Below are 18,329 nucleotides of genomic sequence, written 5' to 3' on the forward strand. Positions count from 1 at the left end.
GGACGGCTCGGGGGGCGTGGTCGGGCTGGGGTTGTCCTATGACTTCATCGAGCGGCACCGCGACACGGTGCCGTGGACCCTGTCCGTGGTCGTGCGGCGGGCATGGACGGGGGAGGGGAGCCGGCTGGACGTCAGCCTCGACGTCACGGTGCCCCTCAACATGTTCTTGGGTACACCCGGGGAATCCCGGGTCTCAGGCGACCGGACGGTGTCCTACCGGCACGCCACGGCGCGCTTCCGCGCACGCGCCGCGTCTTCGCTGTTCCCGAGGGAAGCCCCTCATATTATGGAGGTTCCATGAACTTCGAGTTGACCGACATCCAGCGTGAAATCCAGCGGATGACCCGCGAGTTCGCGGCCAAGGAGCTCATCCCCAACGCCCGCAAGTGGGACGAGCACCACGCCTGGCCGACGGACGCGGTGAAGAAGCTCGCCGAGCTGTCCCTGCTGGGCGTGGCCGTCCCCGAGCAGCACGGCGGCGCCGGGCTGGACAACGTCTGTTACGCCATCGCCATGGAGGAGATCAGCCGCGGCTGCGCCTCCACCGGCGTCATCATGAGCGTGAACAACTCCCTCTACTGCGATCCGATCATGAAGTTCGGCACGGACGCGCAGAAGGAGCAGTTCCTGGCGCCCTTCGCCCGGGGCGAGAAGCTGGGCTGCTTCGGCCTCACCGAGCCCGAGGCCGGCAGCGACGCCGCCGCGCAGAAGACGGTCGCCGTGCGCAAGGGTGACGAGTACGTCATCAACGGCTCGAAGAACTGGATCACCAACGGCCCCAAGGCCGACGCCATCGTCCTGATGACCATGACGAACCGGGAGGCCGGCCACAAGGGCATCACCGCGTTCATGGTCCCCACGGACACCCCGGGGTTCATCCGCGCCGAGCCGGACAAGAAGATGGGCATCAGCGCCGCCTGGTCCTGCTCCATGTTCTTCGAGGACATGCGCGTGCCGGCCAAGTACATGCTCGGCAAGGAAGGCGAGGGCTTCAAGATCGCCATGAGCACGCTGGACGGCGGCCGTATCGGCATCGCGTCGCAGGCGCTGGGCATCGCGCGCGCGGCGTACGAGGAGGCGGTGCGCTACTCCGGTGAGCGCAAGTCCTTCGGCAAGGCCATCCGCGAGCACCAGGCCATCCAGTTCATGATCGCCGACATGGCCACGGAGATCGACGCGGCCCGGCTGCTCGTGTGGCGAGCGGCCCTGCAGAAGGACAAGGGCGTGCGCCACAGCGCGGAGAGCGCCATGGCCAAGCTGTACGCCAGCGAGATGGCCAGCCGCGTGGCGAACAAGGCCCTGCAGGTGCATGGTGGCATGGGCTACAGCAAGGAGATGGACGTGGAGCGCCACGTGCGCGACGCGCGCATCACCGAAATCTACGAAGGGACGAGCGAGATCCAGCGCATCGTCATCGCCGCCAACCTGCTGAGGGAGTAACCGTCATGACCCGAGCGCTTCTCTCCGCAGTCCTCCTGGCCTCGGCGGTGGCGCTCGCGCAGGGCGCCGCCCCCGCGAAGGCGCCCGCGACGCCGGCCCCCGCCAAGCGCGACGGGCCGGACATCGAGCGCATGCCCTTCACGCCCGACTCCGTCCGTCAGGTCGTCCAGCACCACCAGCGCCGCATCCAGGAGTGCTACGAGGACCACATGGCGGAGAAGGACCAGACGGTGGAGGGGCGCCTGATGACGACCTTCACCATCGACGCCAACGGCCTGGTGAAGGACGCCCGGGTGGTGAAGAAGACCAGCACGCTGAAGGACCCGAACCTGCACGACTGCGTCCAGGCCGTCCTGTCGTCCATGACCTTCCCGAAGCCCCCGGACGGCGCGGACCACCCCATCGAATATCCGTTCAACCTCAAGGCCATCGAGTAGGACTACCGCCGTGAACCTCGAGCTCACCGAGACGCAGACCCTCATCCGCGACGCCGCTCGCAAGTTCGCCCGCGAGCGCGTGGCACCGCAGGCCCGAGCACTGGACCGCGAGGAGCGCTTTCCCACGGACCTCTTCCGGGAGTTGGGGGAGATGGGCCTGCTGGGGGTGAACCTCCCAGCGCGCTACGGCGGTTCGGAGGCCGGCGTGGTGTCCTACGCGCTGGCGATGATGGAGCTGGCCGCGGCCGACGCGTCCACGTCCGTCGCCATGGCCGTCACCAACATGTGCGGCGAGCTCATCAACGCGTTCGGCACCGACGCGCAGCGCGAGAAGTACGTGACGCGGCTGGCATCTGGCGAGGCCGTCGCGGGCTCGTTCGCGCTGTCCGAGCCCCACGCGGGCTCCGACCCGGGCGCGCTGCGCACCACGGCAGTGCGGCGCGGGGAGGCGTGGGTCCTCAACGGCAGCAAGCAGTGGATCACCTCCGGCGCGCATGCGGGGGTGCTGGTGGTGTGGGCGCGCACGTCCCCCGCCGGCAACAAGGGCTTGTCGTGCTTCATCGTCGAAGGTGGGACGAAGGGGCTCATCATCGGCAAGCACGAGGACAAGATGGGCCTGCGCTCCTCGAACACGGTGCCCCTCACGTTCGAGGACTGCGAGGTCCCGGCGGAGAACCTGCTGGGCGCCGAAGGGCAGGGGTTCAAGCTGGCCATGGTGGCCCTGGACGGCGGGCGCATTGGCATCGCGGCGCAGGCCTGCGGGGTGGGCCGCGCGGCGCTCGAGGCGACCGTGGCCTACGTGAAGGACCGCCAGGCGTTCGGCCAGGCCATTGGCGACTTCCAGGGCCCGCGCTTCATGCTCGCGGACATGAAGGTGCAACTGGAGGCGGCGGAGCTGCTGACGCTGCGCGCCGCGTCCATGAAGGAGCAGGGCCAGCCGTTCTCCCGCGAGGCCTCCATGGCGAAGCTCTTCGCCAGCGAGATGAGCAACAAGGTGGCCGACAAGGCCGTGCAGCTCCACGGCGGCTACGGCTACATCGACGAGTTCCCGGTGGAGCGGTACTTCCGCGACGCCCGCGCGCAGACCATCTACGAAGGCACCAGCGAGGTGCAGCGGATGGTGATTGCCCGTGAGAGCTTCAAGCTGAACGGCTGATCGCGGCCCTGGAATATCAGGGCCTTGGCCGCCTGTTCGGGCCTCAGGCTGGGGACAGACGCCCTCCGGGACAGGGCTGCACGGCAGGGCAGGCGTTCTTAACTAGGTGCCAGGAACAGCACAGGCGGCACGACCTCGCTTGACTACCGGAATCACCGGTGTCTAGGTTGCGCGGCTTCCATCAAATCAAGTCCTCAATGAGGAGGACGCACGTCCCGGCCCGCTGCTCCCCGCAGGCCGCTACGGAAAAACCACCATCAGGGGGCAGTTGTACCGGTTTTAAAGGACTTCCATTTCATGCAGCAGAACGTGAACCAGCAGGTCGGGATGGACGGCGGCGACGAAGACTTTGCCGCAATGTTCGAGGCCTCGCTCAAGGAGCGCGGTGGTGACGGGATCCTGAAGGAAGGGGAGATCGTCAAGGGCACCGTGGTCCAGGTGACGAAGGACTTCGCGATTGTCGACATCGGCTACAAGTCCGAGGGACAGGTCCCGATCTCCGAGTTCACCAATCCTCGCGGAGAGGTCTCGGTTCAGGCCGGTGACCCCGTCGAGGTCCTCCTGGAGAGCCGTGAGAACGACACCGGCATGGTCGTCCTCTCCAAGGAGAAGGCCGACAAGATGCGCATCTGGGACGAGATCAGCGCCGCGTGTGAGCGCGATGAGATCGTCAAGGGCACCATCGTCGGTCGCGTGAAGGGCGGCCTGTCCGTCGACATCGGCGTGAAGGCGTTCCTGCCCGGCTCGCAGGTTGACATCCGCCCCGTGCGGAACCTTGACCAGTACATCTCGAAGGAATTCGAGTTCAAGGTCATCAAGTTCAACAAGAAGCGCGGCAACATCGTGCTTTCCCGCCGCGTCCTCCTCGAGAAGCAGCGCGAGGAGATGAAGAAGGAGACCCTCAAGAACCTCAAGGAGGGTGCCGTCCTCAAGGGCGTGGTCAAGAACCTCACCGACTACGGTGCGTTCATCGACCTGGGCGGTATCGACGGTCTGCTCCACATCACGGACATGTCGTGGGGCCGCATCGGTCACCCGAGCGAGATGTTCAACGTGGGTGACGAGGTTCGCGTCGTCGTCCTCAAGTTCGACCCGACGCAGGAGCGCGTCAGCCTGGGCCTGAAGCAGATCCAGGAGGACCCGTGGCACCGCGCCGACGAGAAGTACCCGGTCGGCACCCGCGTGCGCGGCAAGGTCGTGTCCATCACGGACTACGGCGCGTTCATCGAGATCGAGCAGGGCGTCGAGGGTCTGGTGCACGTGTCCGAGATGTCCTGGACCAAGCGCCTCAAGCACCCGTCCAAGATCCTGGAGGTCGGCCAGGAGGTGGAGGCCGTCGTCCTGGACATCGATCCGAAGGCCAAGCGCATCGCGCTGGGCATGAAGCAGATCGAGCAGAACCCCTGGACGCTGCTCGAGGACAAGTACCCGATCGGCTCCGTCATCAAGGGTCAGATCCGCAACGTCACCGACTTCGGCGTGTTCGTCGGCGTCGAGGAGGGCGTGGACGGCCTGGTGCACGTCTCCGACATCTCCTGGACGGTGCGCATCAAGCACCCGGGCGAGATGTTCAAGAAGGGCGACGAGGTCGAGGCGGTGGTGCTCAACATCGACGTCGAGAACGAGCGCTTCAGCCTGGGCATCAAGCAGCTCCAGCCGGACCCCTGGGAGACGCTGTCCGAGCGCCTGCCCGTGGGCAGCCGCGTGAAGGGCAAGGTCACCAAGGTCACCGACTTCGGCGCGTTCGTGGAGATCGAGCCGGGCATCGAGGGCCTCGTCCACGTCTCCGAGCTGAAGGAGGAGCGTGTCGAGAACCCGCGTGACGTGGTGCAGGAGGCGCAGGATGTCGAGGTGAAGATCATCGACATCAACACCCCGGACCGGAAGGTCGCGCTGTCGATGAAGGCGCTGATCGGCGAGGGCGAGGACTACCGCGAGTACCTCCGCAAGCAGGCGGAAGGCTCGAAGGCGCGCCTCGGCGACGTGATGGCGAGCAAGCTGAAGAAGTAGTCTTCAGCCGCACGCGCCCACACGGCGAGACGGCCGGGTTCCCGAAGAGGGGGCCCGGCCGTTGCCGTTTCGGGGCATCTCCGTCCCGGTGCGGGCTCGCGCCGCTGGGACGGCTTTGACTTGGAGTCAGGCCGGGCGCTAAGCAGGGTCCTACGCGTATCGGGGCCGAGCGCGTGGGGGACAATTCCATGGTTGCTCGTACTTTGTGCCGGGGCCTCTGCTCCGGACTGGCCTATGCGCTCACGTTGAGTGCGGTGTTCGCGTGTTCGGGTGGAAGCCCCCCGGACCCCTCTGCGTCCCAGCCCCCGGGCTCGGCGCGCATCGAGGTCTCCGTCGCGCAGTTCACGCAGGGAGAGGCGGGACATTTCCGGTGCATCGCCGAGGATCCGGACGGTGACGCGCTGCTCTACGTGTTCGACTGGGGGCGCGCGCGGGCCGAAGTCGGGATGACTCCCCGCGTTCCCAGCGGCACGGCCGGCGACGTGACGCCCACCTTCCAGGCCGTGGGGGAGTTCACGGCCCGCTGCCGCGCCGTTGATACGCATGGGCAGTTGGGGGCGTGGTCCGAGCAGGTGCCCTTCCGTGTGCAACGGCCGCCGCCGCCGGACGACGGGAAGCGGGAGTTCAAGGTGGAGCTCTTCGGCCAGGGGCGCGTGACGAGCACGCCTGGCGGAATCGACTGCCCCACCACCTGCAGCGCGCGCTTCGACGTAGGAACCCATGTGTCTCTGTCAGTGGAACCGCAGCCTGGCTGGCGCTTCGCGGGAATGCTCCGCTGCGGTACCGAGGCCGCGCCCGGCGTCTTCCAGGTCGAGCACAACCGCCACTGTGGTGCGGGGTTTGCCCGTCTGGAGGCGCATGCCGCGGAGTGGCGCCAGACGGGGGCCTACCACCCGACCGACGCGACGTGGGGCCCCGAGGGCTGGCTGCTCGCCGTGTTGGACCGAAGGAACGAGGGTGGCCGCCTGCGCATCTGGAATGCGGGGCTCGGGCATGTCGCCCGCGTGCTCCGCATGGACGCCGTCGACATGCGCTCGGTGTCCTGGGGGCCGCGGTATGAGGACCTGGCTGTTGGGCTTGAGGACGGGCGGTTGGGCCTGATTGATCCGGCGACCGAGGCGTTCCGCCAGACGTGGAGCGCCCATGAGGGGCCGGTGGTGGGGGTGACCTGGTCCGCGCAAGGAGACGAGCTGGCCAGCGTCAGCAACCTGGGGGAGGGCGGCGCGGAGGTTCGCTTCTGGTCCGCCTCCACGGGGGCGGAGCGCCGCACGCCCTTGCGGACGGCTCGCACGGTTCGGCGCATCCATTGGAGCCCGGATGGCGCGAGGATCGCGCTCGAGGTGCAGGGCGAACAGGTGGAGATCCACACGTTGGATCCCTGGGTGCAAGTTCAGGAAGTGGTCAACGCGGATAGCTTCGCCTGGAGCCCCGAGGGTGAGCGCTACGCGGTGGGGAGCTACCGGAATGTCCGTGTGTACGACACGGTGACCCATGCGCTCCAGGCCTCGTGGTTCGGTTCGTGGAGCACGTCGTCCCGCATGGACTGGAGCCCGACGAAGAACTGGCTCGTCCTGGTGGACGCGCTCCACTCGCTGACGGTCTTGAACGTCACCACCGGCGTGGTGGTGGCGGAAGGCTCCGAGGTGCCACGCAACCCGCTGAGCGCGCTGGGCTACAGCGCCGTGCGCTTCCACCCGCGACAGGAGTCATTCGTGGCGGTGGAGAGCGAGCCCGCGTCGGTGTCCATCTTCAGCGTGGATGCACCGCAAGCACGGCTGTCGCGCAACGAGTTGCTGGCGCACACGTCGGAGGTGGCCGCCACGGCGTGGAGTCCCGCAGGGGACCGGCTCGCTTCCGCGGGGCACGACGGCAAGGTCCGGCTCTGGGGGACGACGGGCCGGGCCATCGCCACCCTGGACGGACATGATGGCAACCATGTCCGTTCGTTGGCCTGGAACGCCAGCGGCACGCGGCTCGCGTCGGGAGGAACGGATGGACGCATCTGCCTCTGGGACGTCGAACAGGGCCGCCTGGCACAACCGCCGCTCCAGATGATGATGGGCCCCCGGGAGCGGCCCCTGGAGGTAGACCACGTCGCGTTGAGCCCGGATGGACGCACCCTGGCGAGCGTGGGCGCGACGGTGTTCCTCACCGGGAAGGGAACCAGCATCCAGGTCTGGGATGTCGCCTCGGGCGTGGAGTTGCTCCGAATCCCAGAGACAGACGGCCCGGTCGTGGGGCTGGGATGGACGCAGGATGGAGCGTCGCTGATCATCGTCTACTCCCACGCGGCCTGGGATATCTGGAACCTCCCGTCCGGCGCGCTCCGACGCGTGGAGTCCGCCTGGGAGCTCCTGTCCACCGCGGTGCTCAGCCCGGATGGAACCCGGCTGGCCTGTAGCGACAGGCGCGGGGTGTCCGTGCTGGACGTGGAGACGGGCGCTGTCATCGCGGAGACCCCCACCTGGACCACCCAGCTTGCCCTCGCGTGGCACCCGGCCGGCACCTCCTTCGCCGGCGGCGGCACGGAGCGGCTCGTCTTCCAGTGGCAGGTCCTGGAGACCGGGCATCTCTCACACAGCGTCCTGGGCGCTCACGACAGCCTGGTCCTGGGCGCCTCGTGGCGCGGAGATGGCGCGGTCTTCACCACGAGCGGAGCAGACATGTCGCTGGTCACCTGGCACGCCCGGTAGAAACCGTCCGACCGGTCGGGCGGGCAGGGGCGTGGGGTCCGAGCCGCCAGGCCTCGTGACTTCAAACGGTTACGAGAGCTGGCGCGTTGCGTCGTGCGCAGTGGACGCTCCCATTCGTGTGGCGAGCAACGATGCTTGAACTCGGTGAAGTGGCCGGTGATAAGGGCCACCGACGCTGTTATCGAAGGTCATCCGCACATCCTCAAGAGGAGGCAGTTTTCATGGCTCGTGACGTCGTCATCGTGGGCGCGGCCCGTACCCCCATTGGTGCCTTTCAGGGCGCGCTCGCCAAGCTGACGGCCCCGCAGCTGGGCGCGATCGCCATCAAGGCGGCGCTGGAGCGCGCGGGCGTGAAGCCCGAGGCCGTGCAGGAAGTCATCTTGGGCTGCGTGCTCACCGCCGGCGTCGGCCAGGCGCCCGCTCGCCAGGCGGCCATCTTCGCCGGTCTGCCTGAGACGGTCCCCGCCACCACGCTCAACAAGGTCTGTGGCTCCGGCCTCAAGGCCGTCAGCGCGGGCGCGCAGGCCATTGCCCTGGGTGAGGCGGACGTCGTCGTCGTGGGCGGCATGGAGTCAATGAGCAACGCGCCCTACATCAGCCACACGATGCGTGGCGGCGCGCGCATGGGCAACGTGGAGTTCAAGGACGCGATGATCCACGACGGCCTCTGGGACGTGTACGGCAACGTCCACATGGGCCTCTGCGCCGAGGCGTGCGCCACGACGCAGGACATCAGCCGCTCGCAGCAGGACGAGTACGCGCTGGAGTCCACGCGCCGCGCCATCCAGTCCCAGAAGGACGGCCTGTTCAAGGCGGAGATCGTCCCGGTCCAGATTCCCGGCAAGAAGCCGGAGGACGTCGTCACCGTCTCCGACGACGAGGGTCCCCGCAACGCGAAGCCGGAGAAGATTCCGGGCCTGAAGCCGGTGTTCAAGAAGGACGGCACGGTGACGGCCGCCAACGCGTCCTCCATCAACGATGGCGCCGCGGCGCTGGTGCTGATGAGCGAGGAGCGCGCGAAGGCCGAGGGCCGCACCATCCTGGGCCGCATCACGGGCTACGCCCAGGCGGCGCGCAAGCCGGTGGAGTTCACCATCGCCCCCACGGACGCCATCAACAAGCTGCTGACCCAGAAGGGCGTCAGCGCGGGTGACGTGGACCTCTGGGAGATCAACGAGGCGTTCGCGGTGGTGTCCATCGCGAACAACCGGCTGCTCGGCCTGGACGTGTCGAAGGTGAACGTGCGCGGCGGCGCGGTGGCGCTGGGCCACCCGATTGGCGCGTCCGGCGCGCGCGTGCTGGTGACGCTGCTGCAGACGATGAAGGACCTGGACAAGAAGCGCGGCGTCGCGTCGCTGTGCATTGGCGGTGGCGAGGGCATCGCGCTGATGGTGGAGCGCTGAACTTCCTCTCCCGATAGGGGAGGGACACGGGGTGGGGGCCTGAGAAGGGCCTTCACCCCGTTCGCACGTGCGGGAGGGCGGATGAACAAGGTCTACGCGAACGCGGACGAGGCGGTCGCCGACATCCCAGACGGCTGCACGCTCATGAGCGGCGGCTTCGGGCTGTGCGGCAACCCGGAGAATCTCATCGAGGCACTTCACCGGAAGAACGTGAAGGACCTCACCATCATCTCCAACAACTGCGGCACCACCGAGCTGGGGCTCGGAATCCTGCTTCAGAACAAGCAGGTGAAGAAGATGGTGTCCAGCTACGTGGGAGAGAACAAGGAGTTCGAGCGGCAGTTCCTCTCCGGTGAGCTGGAGGTGGAGCTGACCCCGCAGGGCACCCTGGCCGAGCGCATCCGCGCGGGCGGCTGCGGCATTGGCGGCTTCTTCACCCCGACGGGCGCCGGCACCCAGGTGGCCGAAGGGAAGGAGACGCGCGTCATCGACGGGCGGCCGCACGTGCTGGAGACGCCGCTGAAGGCGGACTTCGCCATCGTCCGCGCGTGGAAGGCGGACCGCTGGGGCAACCTGGTGTTCCGCAAGACGGCGCGGAACTTCTCCCCGATGATGTGCATGGCGGCCAAGGTCACCATCGTCGAGGCGGAGCACATCGTGGAGCCCGGTGAGCTGGACCCGGACCTGGTGCACATCCCGAGCATCTTCGTGAAGCGCATCATCCAGGCGAAGAACCTCCAGAAGTGGATCGAGCGGCGCACCGTCCGCAAGTCGGCCTGAGGAGCCCAGCCATGCCACTGACTCGTGAACAGATTGCACAGCGCATCGCCCAGGAGCTGCGGGACGGCTTCTACGTCAACCTGGGTATCGGCATGCCCACCCTGGTGGCCAACTACATCCCGCCGGGCATGGACATCGTGCTCCAGTCGGAGAACGGCCTGCTGGGCATTGGCCCCTGGCCCGTGGAGGGCCAGGAGGACCCCGACCTCATCAACGCCGGCAAGGAGACGGTGACGGCGGTGCCCGGCGCCGCGTTCTTCGACTCGGCGCTGTCGTTCGGGATGATCCGCGGCGGCCACATCGACATGGCCGTGCTGGGCGCCATGGAGGTCAGCGAAGAAGGCGACCTGGCCAACTGGATGATCCCCGGGAAGATGATCAAGGGCATGGGCGGCGCCATGGACCTGGCCGTCGGGGCCCAGCGCATCTTCGTGGCCATGGAGCACGCCAACAAGGACGGCAAGCCCAAGATCCTCAAGAAGTGCTCGCTGCCGCTGACGGGCCTCAAGTGCATCCACCACATCGTCACGGACCACGCGTACATCGACGTGACGCCGCAGGGGCTCATCCTGCGCGAGGTGGCCCCCGGCGTGACGGTGGAGCAAGTGCAGAAGCTCACCGAGCCGAAGCTGACGGTGGCCCCCGACGTCCGTGAGATGAAAGTCTGAGCGTGTGGAGTTAAGGTGCGCCGCCGCGGGCGTTGTACGAATCCCGCGGCGGAGCGCTTCCCATGGCAGACAGTCCCGACACCTCGACCCCTCATCCCCGCGCGCCCCGTCTGGAGTACGAGCTGCCGGTGGCCTACCGCAGCGTCTCCGGCTTCGTCACCGACTGGGCGGTGAACCTGTCGAAGGGTGGCCTGTACATCAACACCGACAAGCCGCTGTCCGTGGACACGGTGGTGCGCCTGTTGGTGACGCTTCCCGGCGCGCACTTCCCCGTGGAGCTGAAGGGGCGGGTGACGCGCACCAATGCCGTGGGCGTGCCCGCGCCCCAGTCCCCAGGGATGGCGGTGGAGTTCCTGGACGTTGATGAAGACAAGCGAACGCGTATCGAGGAGTTCGTGGAGCGCCTGCGCTCGGAACTCCCGCCCGAGTAGCGCCTGAATGCTGCCGCTCCCTGAACTTCCCGTCCAACTGACTGTCGAGCGCCTCGGCCAGCTCGGCGAAGGCGTGGCCTCCTGGCAGGGGCGCACCGTCTTCGTCCCGGGGACCTTCCCGGGTGACACCGTGCGCGTCCACCTGGAGACGCAAGGCCGCGTGCTGCGCGGAATCCTCCGGCAGGTGGTGTCTCCAGGCCCGGACCGGCGTGACGCGCCCTGCGTGTACGCGTCCGACTGCGGAGGCTGTGACTGGCTGGGGCTGGCCGAGCCCGCCCAGCGCGCCGCGAAGCAGGAGATCGTCCTGTCGACGCTGGAGCACCTGGGCCACCTGGCTCGGGACCGCTTCACCGTGCGTCCGCTGCTGGTGGCGCCTCGCGACTGGGGCTACCGGCGCCGCGCGGTGCTGCATCCCGCGGGCAAGGGGGCGCTGGGATACTTCGGCCGGCGCAGCCACGAGCGCGTGCCCGTGGAACGCTGTGGCGCGCTCACGCCCGTGCTCACCGCGCTTCCCGGCCAGTTGGCTCCGCTGCTCAAGCCCCTGGCGAAGGACACCGAGGATGTGCTGCTGCTGGCGGAAGGGGACAAGGCCGCGTTCGCCGTGAAGCTCAGCGGCCCGGTGACGGCGCGCCACCTGGAGGCCGCCGAGGCGGCCGTGCGCGCCCTGCGGCTGGAGGGGGCGGTGCTGGTGCCGAAGGAAGGCTCGGCCAGGCTCCTGGGCAAGCCCGCGCTGCGCGCCTGCTCACCGCTGCGGCCGGAGGTCCCCCTGTACCTGCGACCGGATGCCTTCGCCCAGGCCCATGCCGAGGCCAATGTGGGGCTGGTGACCTCGGCCGTGTACGAGCTGGGAGCCCGAGAGTCCGACACCGTGCTGGAGCTCTATTCGGGCAACGGCAACTTCACCTTCCCCCTGGCCGGGACCGCCGCGTCCGTGCTGGGCGTGGAGTCCTCCCCCGTGGGCGTGGAGCTGGCCCAGCGGAGTGCTCGGGAGGGCGGGGTGACGAATGTGCGCTTCATCCAGGGTGACGCCCGCAAGGTGTGCGACGGGCTGGTGGCTGAACAGCGCCGCTTCGACGTGTGCCTCGCGGACCCGCCGCGCGCGGGCGCCCCGGGCCTGGCGAAGTGGATGACGGCCCTGGGCGTGCGCCGCGTGGTGTACGTGGCGTGTGATCCGGCGTCCCTGGCTCGGGACGCCGCGGGCCTGGTCGCCGCGGGCTACAAGCCCCTGGCCCTCCAGGTGGTCGACATGTTCCCTCAGACGCATCACGTCGAGGCCGTGATGTCCTTCGAGCGGTCGGCCTGAACAGCGCCAACACGTACCACCAGTCTTTGTCGCGCTGAGCAGGCCGATAGGGGAGCGCAGCGGCGTTCACTCTGGACACAAGTAAGAATAATCCGAAATTCAGTAAATTTTAGTGATTACACCGCGTGTACCAGGGAGGCAGGCGTCCACTTGCTTCATGGTCGTGCATTCCCGATTGCGCGCGGGCCGTCCCCGGACATGATGGTTGCGTGGATGCCCGCATCGTCGAGTTCGCCGAAGTCCTCCGCCAGAACGGTGTGCGTGTCAGTACGTCCGAGGTCCAGGACGCGCTGCGCGCCACGTCCGAGGTAGGCCTCAAGGACCGGAGCCTGTTCCGTTCGGTGCTCCGCACCACGCTGGTGAAGCGCGAGCTGGACGTGGACACCTTCAACCGGGCCTTCGAGTTCTACTTCTCCGGCGCGGCGCGGACGTTCGAGGCCATCGACAAGTCGCTGGCGCAGCAACTGGAAGAGGAGGGCTACCTGGAGGGCGACCTGCTGAAGATGGTCCTCATCCAGATGCACCAGCTCCTCCCGGAGATGTCGCCCCTGGCCCAGGCCGTGCTGATGGGAGACCGGGCCCGGCTGGCGCAGATCTTCCGGATGGCCTCGCTGCAGCTCGACCTGTCGCGGATGGAGAGCCCGCTCCAGTCGGGCTTCTTCTCCCGGCGCATGCTGGCGGCGGCCGGGGCGGACAAGGCCCGGAACGACATGAAGTCGCTCGAGGACGAGCTGCGCTCCCGGGGCCTCACGCCGGAAGGGGTGGAGATTGTCTCGCGCCATGTCGCCGCCGCGATGCGGAAGATCGAGGACGCCGCGCGCCAGGAGGTGAAGCGCCAGGCGGAGGCCCGCATCCGCCGCCGCACCGACACCGCCGCGGACAAGCCGCTGCACCTGCTCACCCAGGCGGAGGTGGACCAGATGGAGTCCGCCGTGCGCACCCTGGCGGAGAAGCTGCGCAGCCGGCTCATCCGGAAGCAGCGCTCGCACCGCAAGGGCGCCCTCAACGTGCGGCGCACCCTGCGCCGGAACCTGCCGTGGGGCGGGGTGCCCATGGTGCCCCAGTTCCGCAGCCGCCGCCCGGAGCGCCCGGAGCTGGTGGTGCTCTGCGACGTGTCCGACTCCGTGCGGCAGGCGTCGCGGATGATGCTGCTGTTCATGCACACGATGCAGTCGCTCTTCGTCCGCGTGCGCTCGTTCGTCTTCGTGTCCGACGTGGGCGAGGTGACGCAGTACTTCAAGGACCTGGACGTGGACGCCGCCATCGACATGGCCACCGCGGGCAAGACGGTGTCCCTGAGCGCGAACTCCAACTACGGCCGCGCCCTGGCCGACTTCAGCCGGGACCACCTGGGAAGCATCACCCGCCGCACCACCGTCATGGTGATTGGCGACGGGCGGAACAACTACAACGCGAACAACGCCTGGGCCCTCAAGGACCTGCGCCGCAAGGCGAAGCGGCTCTTGTGGATCTGCCCCGAGGAGCGTGGCAACTGGGGCATTGGCGACAGTGAGATGCTCACCTACGAGAAGCACTGTCACCAGGCCGTCGTCGTCACCTCCGTGGCGGACCTGACCCGGATCGCCGACCAGCTCGTGCCCGCGTAGTCCCGGGCCCATCCCTCCCAAGGCACCTCCCCATGGCTTCCTTCCTCTTCGACGACAACGGCTTCCAGGACGTCCCCAACCGGGAGCCATCCACGGACCTCACCGCCGCCGACGACCGCACCTTGCGCTGGGCCGCGCCCCCGCTGGACGCGGCGATGCTCGACGCCCTGGTCTGCTACCAGCAGACCTACCTCGCCCACGCCTCCGGGCAGGGGACGGAGACCCTGGCCCAGGCCCACACCGAGGCCCTGGCCGCGTCGGGGTTGGACGCCAAGACAGCGGAGCAGGGCAGCGCGTTGCTGCGAGCCTTCGGCGGGCGGCGCTGGGCGGTCCGCAAGCTCCAGGACAAGCTGGGGCAGCTCCAGGGCGGCGCGGCGGACGAGCTCACGGGCCGCATCCAGGACGAGCTGGTCAAGAAGGAGCGCGAAACCGATGCCCTGGCGCGGCGTTACGGCGAGGACGCCCTGGTGCTGCTCCGGGCCCGCGAGGCGGAGCTGGTGGACCTGCACACCCGCCTGACGCACCTGCTCAGCCGGGGATGAAGGCGGGCGGGCGGCCGGTTGCATTCCGCGTCCGGCCATCGGATAAGGGCACGTACTTGCTCAGGGTTCTTCCATGAAGCGCTATTTCATCCACACCTTCGGCTGCCAGATGAACGTCAACGACTCGCTCCGCATGAGCGAGGTGTTGAGCCAGATGTCCTACGCGCCGACGCCGGTGCCGGACAACGCCGACCTCATCATCCTCAACACCTGCTCCATCCGGGAGAAGGCGGAGGACAAGATGCTGTCCGCCCTGGGGCGGTACAAGCCGGTGAAGGCCAGCCGCGGCGCGCTGATTGGCGTGGGCGGGTGCGTGGCGCAGCAGGAGAAGGACAAGCTCCTCAAGAAGGTGCCGTACCTGGACTTCGTCTTCGGCCCCGACAACATCGCGCGCCTGCCGGACATCATCGGCCGGGTGTCCGCGGAGCGGGCGCGGGTGGTGGAGACGGCCTTCGTGAACTCGGAGGAGTACGTCTTCCCGCGCGCCGACCCGGAGACGTCCCGCGGCAAGGTCACCGAGTTCGTCACGGTGATGAAGGGCTGCGACAACGTCTGCTCGTTCTGCATCGTGCCGCACACGCGCGGCCGCGAGGTGAGCCGGGCGTTCCCGGACGTGCTCGTCGAGGTGGCGGACCTGGCCAAGGTCGGCGTGCGCGAGGTGACGCTCATCGGCCAGAACGTGAACTCCTACGCGGGCGGCATCTCCTTCGCGCAGTTGCTGCTGCGCACCGCGGAGGTCCCCGGCATCGAGCGCGTGCGCTTCACCACCAGCCACCCGCACGACTTGTCCGACGAGCTGATCGAAGCCTTCCGCGTCCAGCCGAAGATCACCCCGCACTTCCACCTGCCGGTGCAGTGTGGCAGCGACCGCATCCTGAAGATGATGCGCCGCGACTACACGGTGGTGCAGTACCTGGAGCGCCTGGCGAAGCTGCGCGAGGCGCGGCCGGGCATCGCCGTCACCACGGACATCATCGTCGGCTTCCCCGGGGAGACCGAGGAGGAGTTCGAGCTGACGATGCAGCTCACCGAGCAGGTCCGCTACGACAACCAGTTCTCCTTCGTCTACAGCCCGCGGCCCAAGACGGGCGCGGCCCTGCGCGAGAAGGACTGGGGCCCGGTGCCGCACGAGGTGAAGATCGCCCGCCTGGAGCGGCTGCAGAAGCTGCAGCGGCGCATCAGCGGCGAAATCACCGCGGCGCTCGTGGGCTCGGAGGTGGAGGTCATGGTGGAGGGGCACTCGCGCTACGACGCCACCAAGCGCTTTGGCCGCACGCCGGAGAACCGCACCGTCAACTTCGAAGGGGACGCCCCCGCGGGCGCCTTCGTGACGGTGAAGGTGGAGCGCGCCACCCCCAACCAGCTCGCGGGCAAGCAGGTGGCCCTGCTCAAGCCCCCCACGGTGGAGCCGCTGCCGGTGCCCCTGGCCGAGGCGCCGCTCCACGTCGTCGCGGAGGCGTAGCGCCATGCCGCTGAGAACGTTCCGAGGAATGTCCCCCCGCGTCCACCCGGGCTGCTTCGTGGACGACTCCGCCCAGCTCGTGGGCGACATCGAGGTGGGGGAGGACTCCTCCATCTGGTTCAACTGCGTGCTGCGCGGGGACGTGAATCCCATCCGCATCGGGAAGCGCACCAACGTGCAGGACCTCTCCCTGGTTCACGTCACCAGCGGCAGGTCCGCCACCACGGTGGGGGACGACGTGACGGTGGGGCACCACGTCATCCTCCATGGGTGCACCATCGGCAACCGGGTGCTGGTGGGCATGGGCGCCACCGTCATGGATGACGCGGAGGTGGGGGACGACTGCATCATCGGCGCGGGGGCCCTGCTGACGCCGGGCACGAAGGTTCCGCCGGGCTCACTGGTGGTGGGCTCTCCGGGCCGGGTGAAGCGCCCCATCACCGAGGCGGAGCGTGAGTTCCTCTTGATGTCCGCCCAGCACTACGTGCTGCTCGCGGCCGAGTACCACACGGCCCGCTGAGTCGCTCGCGAGCCTACGCTGGGCGTGTTAGGAGCACATGCATGGCTCTCGTGCCTGCCACAACGCTCAAGGCGTGTCCGCTGTTCAAGGGTTTCACGGACACCGGCATCCAGATCTTCGCCGGGGTCGCCGTCGCGCGGGCGTTCCCCAAAGGAACCGCGCTCTTCGCCGAAGGCAAGACGGGGGAGTCTCTCCTCATCGTCGGTGAGGGTACCGTGCGCCTGAGCGCCAGGAGCGCCGCGGGCGAGGACGTGTCCCTGGGTGAGGTCGGCTCCGGCGAGCCCCTGGGTGAGCTGGCCCTGGTGCAGAAGGGTGAGCGGCTGTGCACCGCCACCGCCGTCACCGACGTGTCGGCCCTGGAGATTCGCGCCGCGGATTTCCAGAAACTCCTGGCTAGCAAGCCGCAAGCCTGCGTGAAGCTGCTGATGGGCATCGTCGCGCACTTCGGCCAGAAGGCCCGCGACAACCGGGACATGCTGCGCACGCTGATTCGAAAAGCCCCCGCGGCCTGAGCCGATGGAGGCGCCATTCGGGCGGGCGGTGGTTAAGCTGCTCGGCGGCCCTGGCTGTGCGGGTCGGGGTAGGGCCTGGTGGCTGGAGTTCCCACCTCGTCGCGCGGGGCGGGCCAGGGCGGCATGGGCCTCCTGGACGATTGGCACCCAGGTGGGCAGGCTGCCCGAAGGGGCTGCGCGACGTTGGGACAGTGGGGCAGCGGGAGGCTGCGGTCGGAGAATAAGAAGGGGGGAGGCGATTCCCCTTGTTGGACCCGGAGTTTTGACGACCCGCGCCCGGTTGATGTCTGGGCGCTAGAGGGGCGGCCTCAGGTGAATGCCGGGGCGGGCCCTTCGGACGTGAACGGACAGGACGACGCGTGCAAGAAATTCTCACCAACCTCCTCGGCGACTCGCAGGGCTTCTTTGCCTATGCCACCGTGTTCGGCATCCTGGTGGCCTGCGGTCTGGGTGTTCCTCTCCCGGAGGACATCTCCCTCATCCTCGGGGGCTTCCTGGCCCACAAGGGGGCCGCCAACCTGTCGGTGATGATGGTGGTCGGCTTCGCGGGCATCCTCGTCGGGGACAGCCTCATCTACCTCGCGGGCCGCCGGCTGGGCGGGAAGCTGGGACGTGAGGGCAGCGGCGGCTTCTTCGCCCGCATCGTCACTCCCGAGAAACGCGCGAAGGTGGAAGGTCTCTTCGTCAAGCACGGCCAGAAGATTGTCTGCATCGCCCGCTTCATGCCGGGCGTGCGCGCCGTGACGTACTTCACCGCGGGCTCCGTGGGCATGTCCTACTGGCGCTTCATCTTCTGGGATGGCCTGGCGGCGCTGTTGTCCGCGCCCGTGTTCATCTGGCTCGGCTTCCACTTCGGTGGCGAGCTGGACACGATGATCTCCAAGTTCAAGGAAGGGCAGTTCGCCGTCATGGGCGTGCTGGCCGTGGCCGCCATCGGCTACTTCGTGTGGCGCCGCCGGCAGGCCGCGCAGCGCGCCCAGGCCACCGCCGTCGTGGAGCCCGTGGCGGTGCCCGCGCTGGTCCACGACTCAGTGGCCGTGCCGCTGCGCCCCCAGGTGTCCAGCACGGGCGACGCCCTGTTCGTCGCGGCGCCGGAGCAGGCCACCGCCGACAGCTCGCACGAGCTGCAGAAGTCGTAGGCCTTCGAACAAAGGCTGCCGGGGACGACCGCTTCCCCGGCGTCTTCCGTGGTTGCCGGGCTTCCGGGATCAGGGTCAGGATTGAGGGATAGCCTCAACGTCGACCTTCATCCGAGCCCTGCGAATGCCCAAGACTCTTCTTCGTGCCTGTGCCGTGGTCCTGCTCGCAGCGACGAGCACCGCGCAGGCGCAAGCCGTCCCCCCGGCCCCCTCCGAGGCCGAGGGC

At 68.3% G+C, this 18,329-nt stretch carries 16 protein-coding genes and 1 pseudogene; all 17 read left to right on the forward strand.

The annotated features are described in order from the left end of the window. Window positions 1-301, forward strand: a pseudogene (locus HV826_RS33535) (hypothetical protein); the annotation flags it as partial. Next, complete coding sequence (locus tag HV826_RS33540) at window positions 298-1,440, forward strand: acyl-CoA dehydrogenase (RefSeq protein WP_176421107.1); 1,143 nt, start codon at window positions 298-300, stop codon at window positions 1,438-1,440. The pseudogene HV826_RS33535 and the gene HV826_RS33540, both read left to right, overlap by 4 nt. 5 nt (window positions 1,441-1,445) lie before the next feature. Beyond that, window positions 1,446-1,877: an AgmX/PglI C-terminal domain-containing protein gene (locus HV826_RS33545; RefSeq protein WP_176421108.1), complete on the forward strand. Its 432-nt coding sequence runs from the start codon at window positions 1,446-1,448 to the stop codon at window positions 1,875-1,877. Window positions 1,878-1,887: 10 nt separating this feature from the next. Continuing rightward, window positions 1,888-3,033 carry an acyl-CoA dehydrogenase family protein gene (locus HV826_RS33550; RefSeq protein WP_176421109.1) on the forward strand — a complete coding sequence of 382 codons (1,146 nt, stop codon included), beginning with the start codon at window positions 1,888-1,890 and terminating at the stop codon, window positions 3,031-3,033. A 297-nt stretch (window positions 3,034-3,330) separates the two neighbouring features. Beyond that, the gene (locus HV826_RS33555; RefSeq protein ID WP_002639616.1) at window positions 3,331-5,043 is read left to right on the forward strand and encodes a 30S ribosomal protein S1; all 1,713 of its coding nucleotides are present in this window, start codon (window positions 3,331-3,333) and stop codon (window positions 5,041-5,043) included. A 188-nt stretch (window positions 5,044-5,231) separates the two neighbouring features. Further along, window positions 5,232-7,736: a WD40 repeat domain-containing protein gene (locus HV826_RS33560; protein WP_176421110.1), complete on the forward strand. Its 2,505-nt coding sequence runs from the start codon at window positions 5,232-5,234 to the stop codon at window positions 7,734-7,736. Window positions 7,737-7,957: 221 nt separating this feature from the next. After that, a complete protein-coding gene (locus HV826_RS33565; RefSeq protein WP_176421111.1) occupies window positions 7,958-9,139 on the forward strand; it encodes an acetyl-CoA C-acetyltransferase in 1,182 nt (393 codons plus the stop codon). Window positions 9,140-9,220: 81 nt separating this feature from the next. Further along, window positions 9,221-9,919, forward strand: coding sequence for a CoA transferase subunit A (locus tag HV826_RS33570; protein ID WP_176421112.1), 699 nt, complete (start codon window positions 9,221-9,223; stop codon window positions 9,917-9,919). Between the two features lie 11 nt (window positions 9,920-9,930). Continuing rightward, a complete protein-coding gene (locus HV826_RS33575; RefSeq protein WP_163783631.1) occupies window positions 9,931-10,587 on the forward strand; it encodes a CoA transferase subunit B in 657 nt (218 codons plus the stop codon). Window positions 10,588-10,649: 62 nt separating this feature from the next. Beyond that, on the forward strand, window positions 10,650-11,018 hold the full coding sequence (locus HV826_RS33580) for a TIGR02266 family protein (protein ID WP_176421113.1): 369 nt from the start codon (window positions 10,650-10,652) through the stop codon (window positions 11,016-11,018). Between the two features lie 7 nt (window positions 11,019-11,025). Beyond that, on the forward strand, window positions 11,026-12,321 hold the full coding sequence (locus HV826_RS33585) for a class I SAM-dependent RNA methyltransferase (protein WP_176421114.1): 1,296 nt from the start codon (window positions 11,026-11,028) through the stop codon (window positions 12,319-12,321). A gap of 209 nt (window positions 12,322-12,530) precedes the next feature. Then, the gene (locus HV826_RS33590; protein WP_176421115.1) at window positions 12,531-13,928 is read left to right on the forward strand and encodes a VWA domain-containing protein; all 1,398 of its coding nucleotides are present in this window, start codon (window positions 12,531-12,533) and stop codon (window positions 13,926-13,928) included. A gap of 32 nt (window positions 13,929-13,960) precedes the next feature. After that, window positions 13,961-14,470, forward strand: a complete 510-nt coding sequence (locus tag HV826_RS33595; RefSeq protein WP_176421116.1) for a hypothetical protein — start codon at window positions 13,961-13,963, stop codon at window positions 14,468-14,470. 73 nt (window positions 14,471-14,543) lie between these two features. Further along, complete coding sequence (gene miaB / locus HV826_RS33600) at window positions 14,544-15,932, forward strand: tRNA (N6-isopentenyl adenosine(37)-C2)-methylthiotransferase MiaB (protein WP_176421117.1); 1,389 nt, start codon at window positions 14,544-14,546, stop codon at window positions 15,930-15,932. Between the two features lie 4 nt (window positions 15,933-15,936). Then, on the forward strand, window positions 15,937-16,452 hold the full coding sequence (locus HV826_RS33605) for a gamma carbonic anhydrase family protein (RefSeq protein WP_176421118.1): 516 nt from the start codon (window positions 15,937-15,939) through the stop codon (window positions 16,450-16,452). 41 nt (window positions 16,453-16,493) lie between these two features. After that, window positions 16,494-16,964 (forward strand): Crp/Fnr family transcriptional regulator, encoded by a 471-nt coding sequence (locus HV826_RS33610; RefSeq protein WP_176421119.1) that lies wholly within the window; start codon window positions 16,494-16,496, stop codon window positions 16,962-16,964. 359 nt (window positions 16,965-17,323) lie between these two features. Then, window positions 17,324-18,103 carry a DedA family protein gene (locus HV826_RS33615; protein ID WP_176421120.1) on the forward strand — a complete coding sequence of 260 codons (780 nt, stop codon included), beginning with the start codon at window positions 17,324-17,326 and terminating at the stop codon, window positions 18,101-18,103. The last annotated feature ends 226 nt before the right edge of the window (window positions 18,104-18,329 follow it).

This window comes from Myxococcus sp. AM010 (genome assembly GCF_013372585.1).
Lineage (GTDB): Bacteria > Myxococcota > Myxococcia > Myxococcales > Myxococcaceae > Myxococcus > Myxococcus vastator.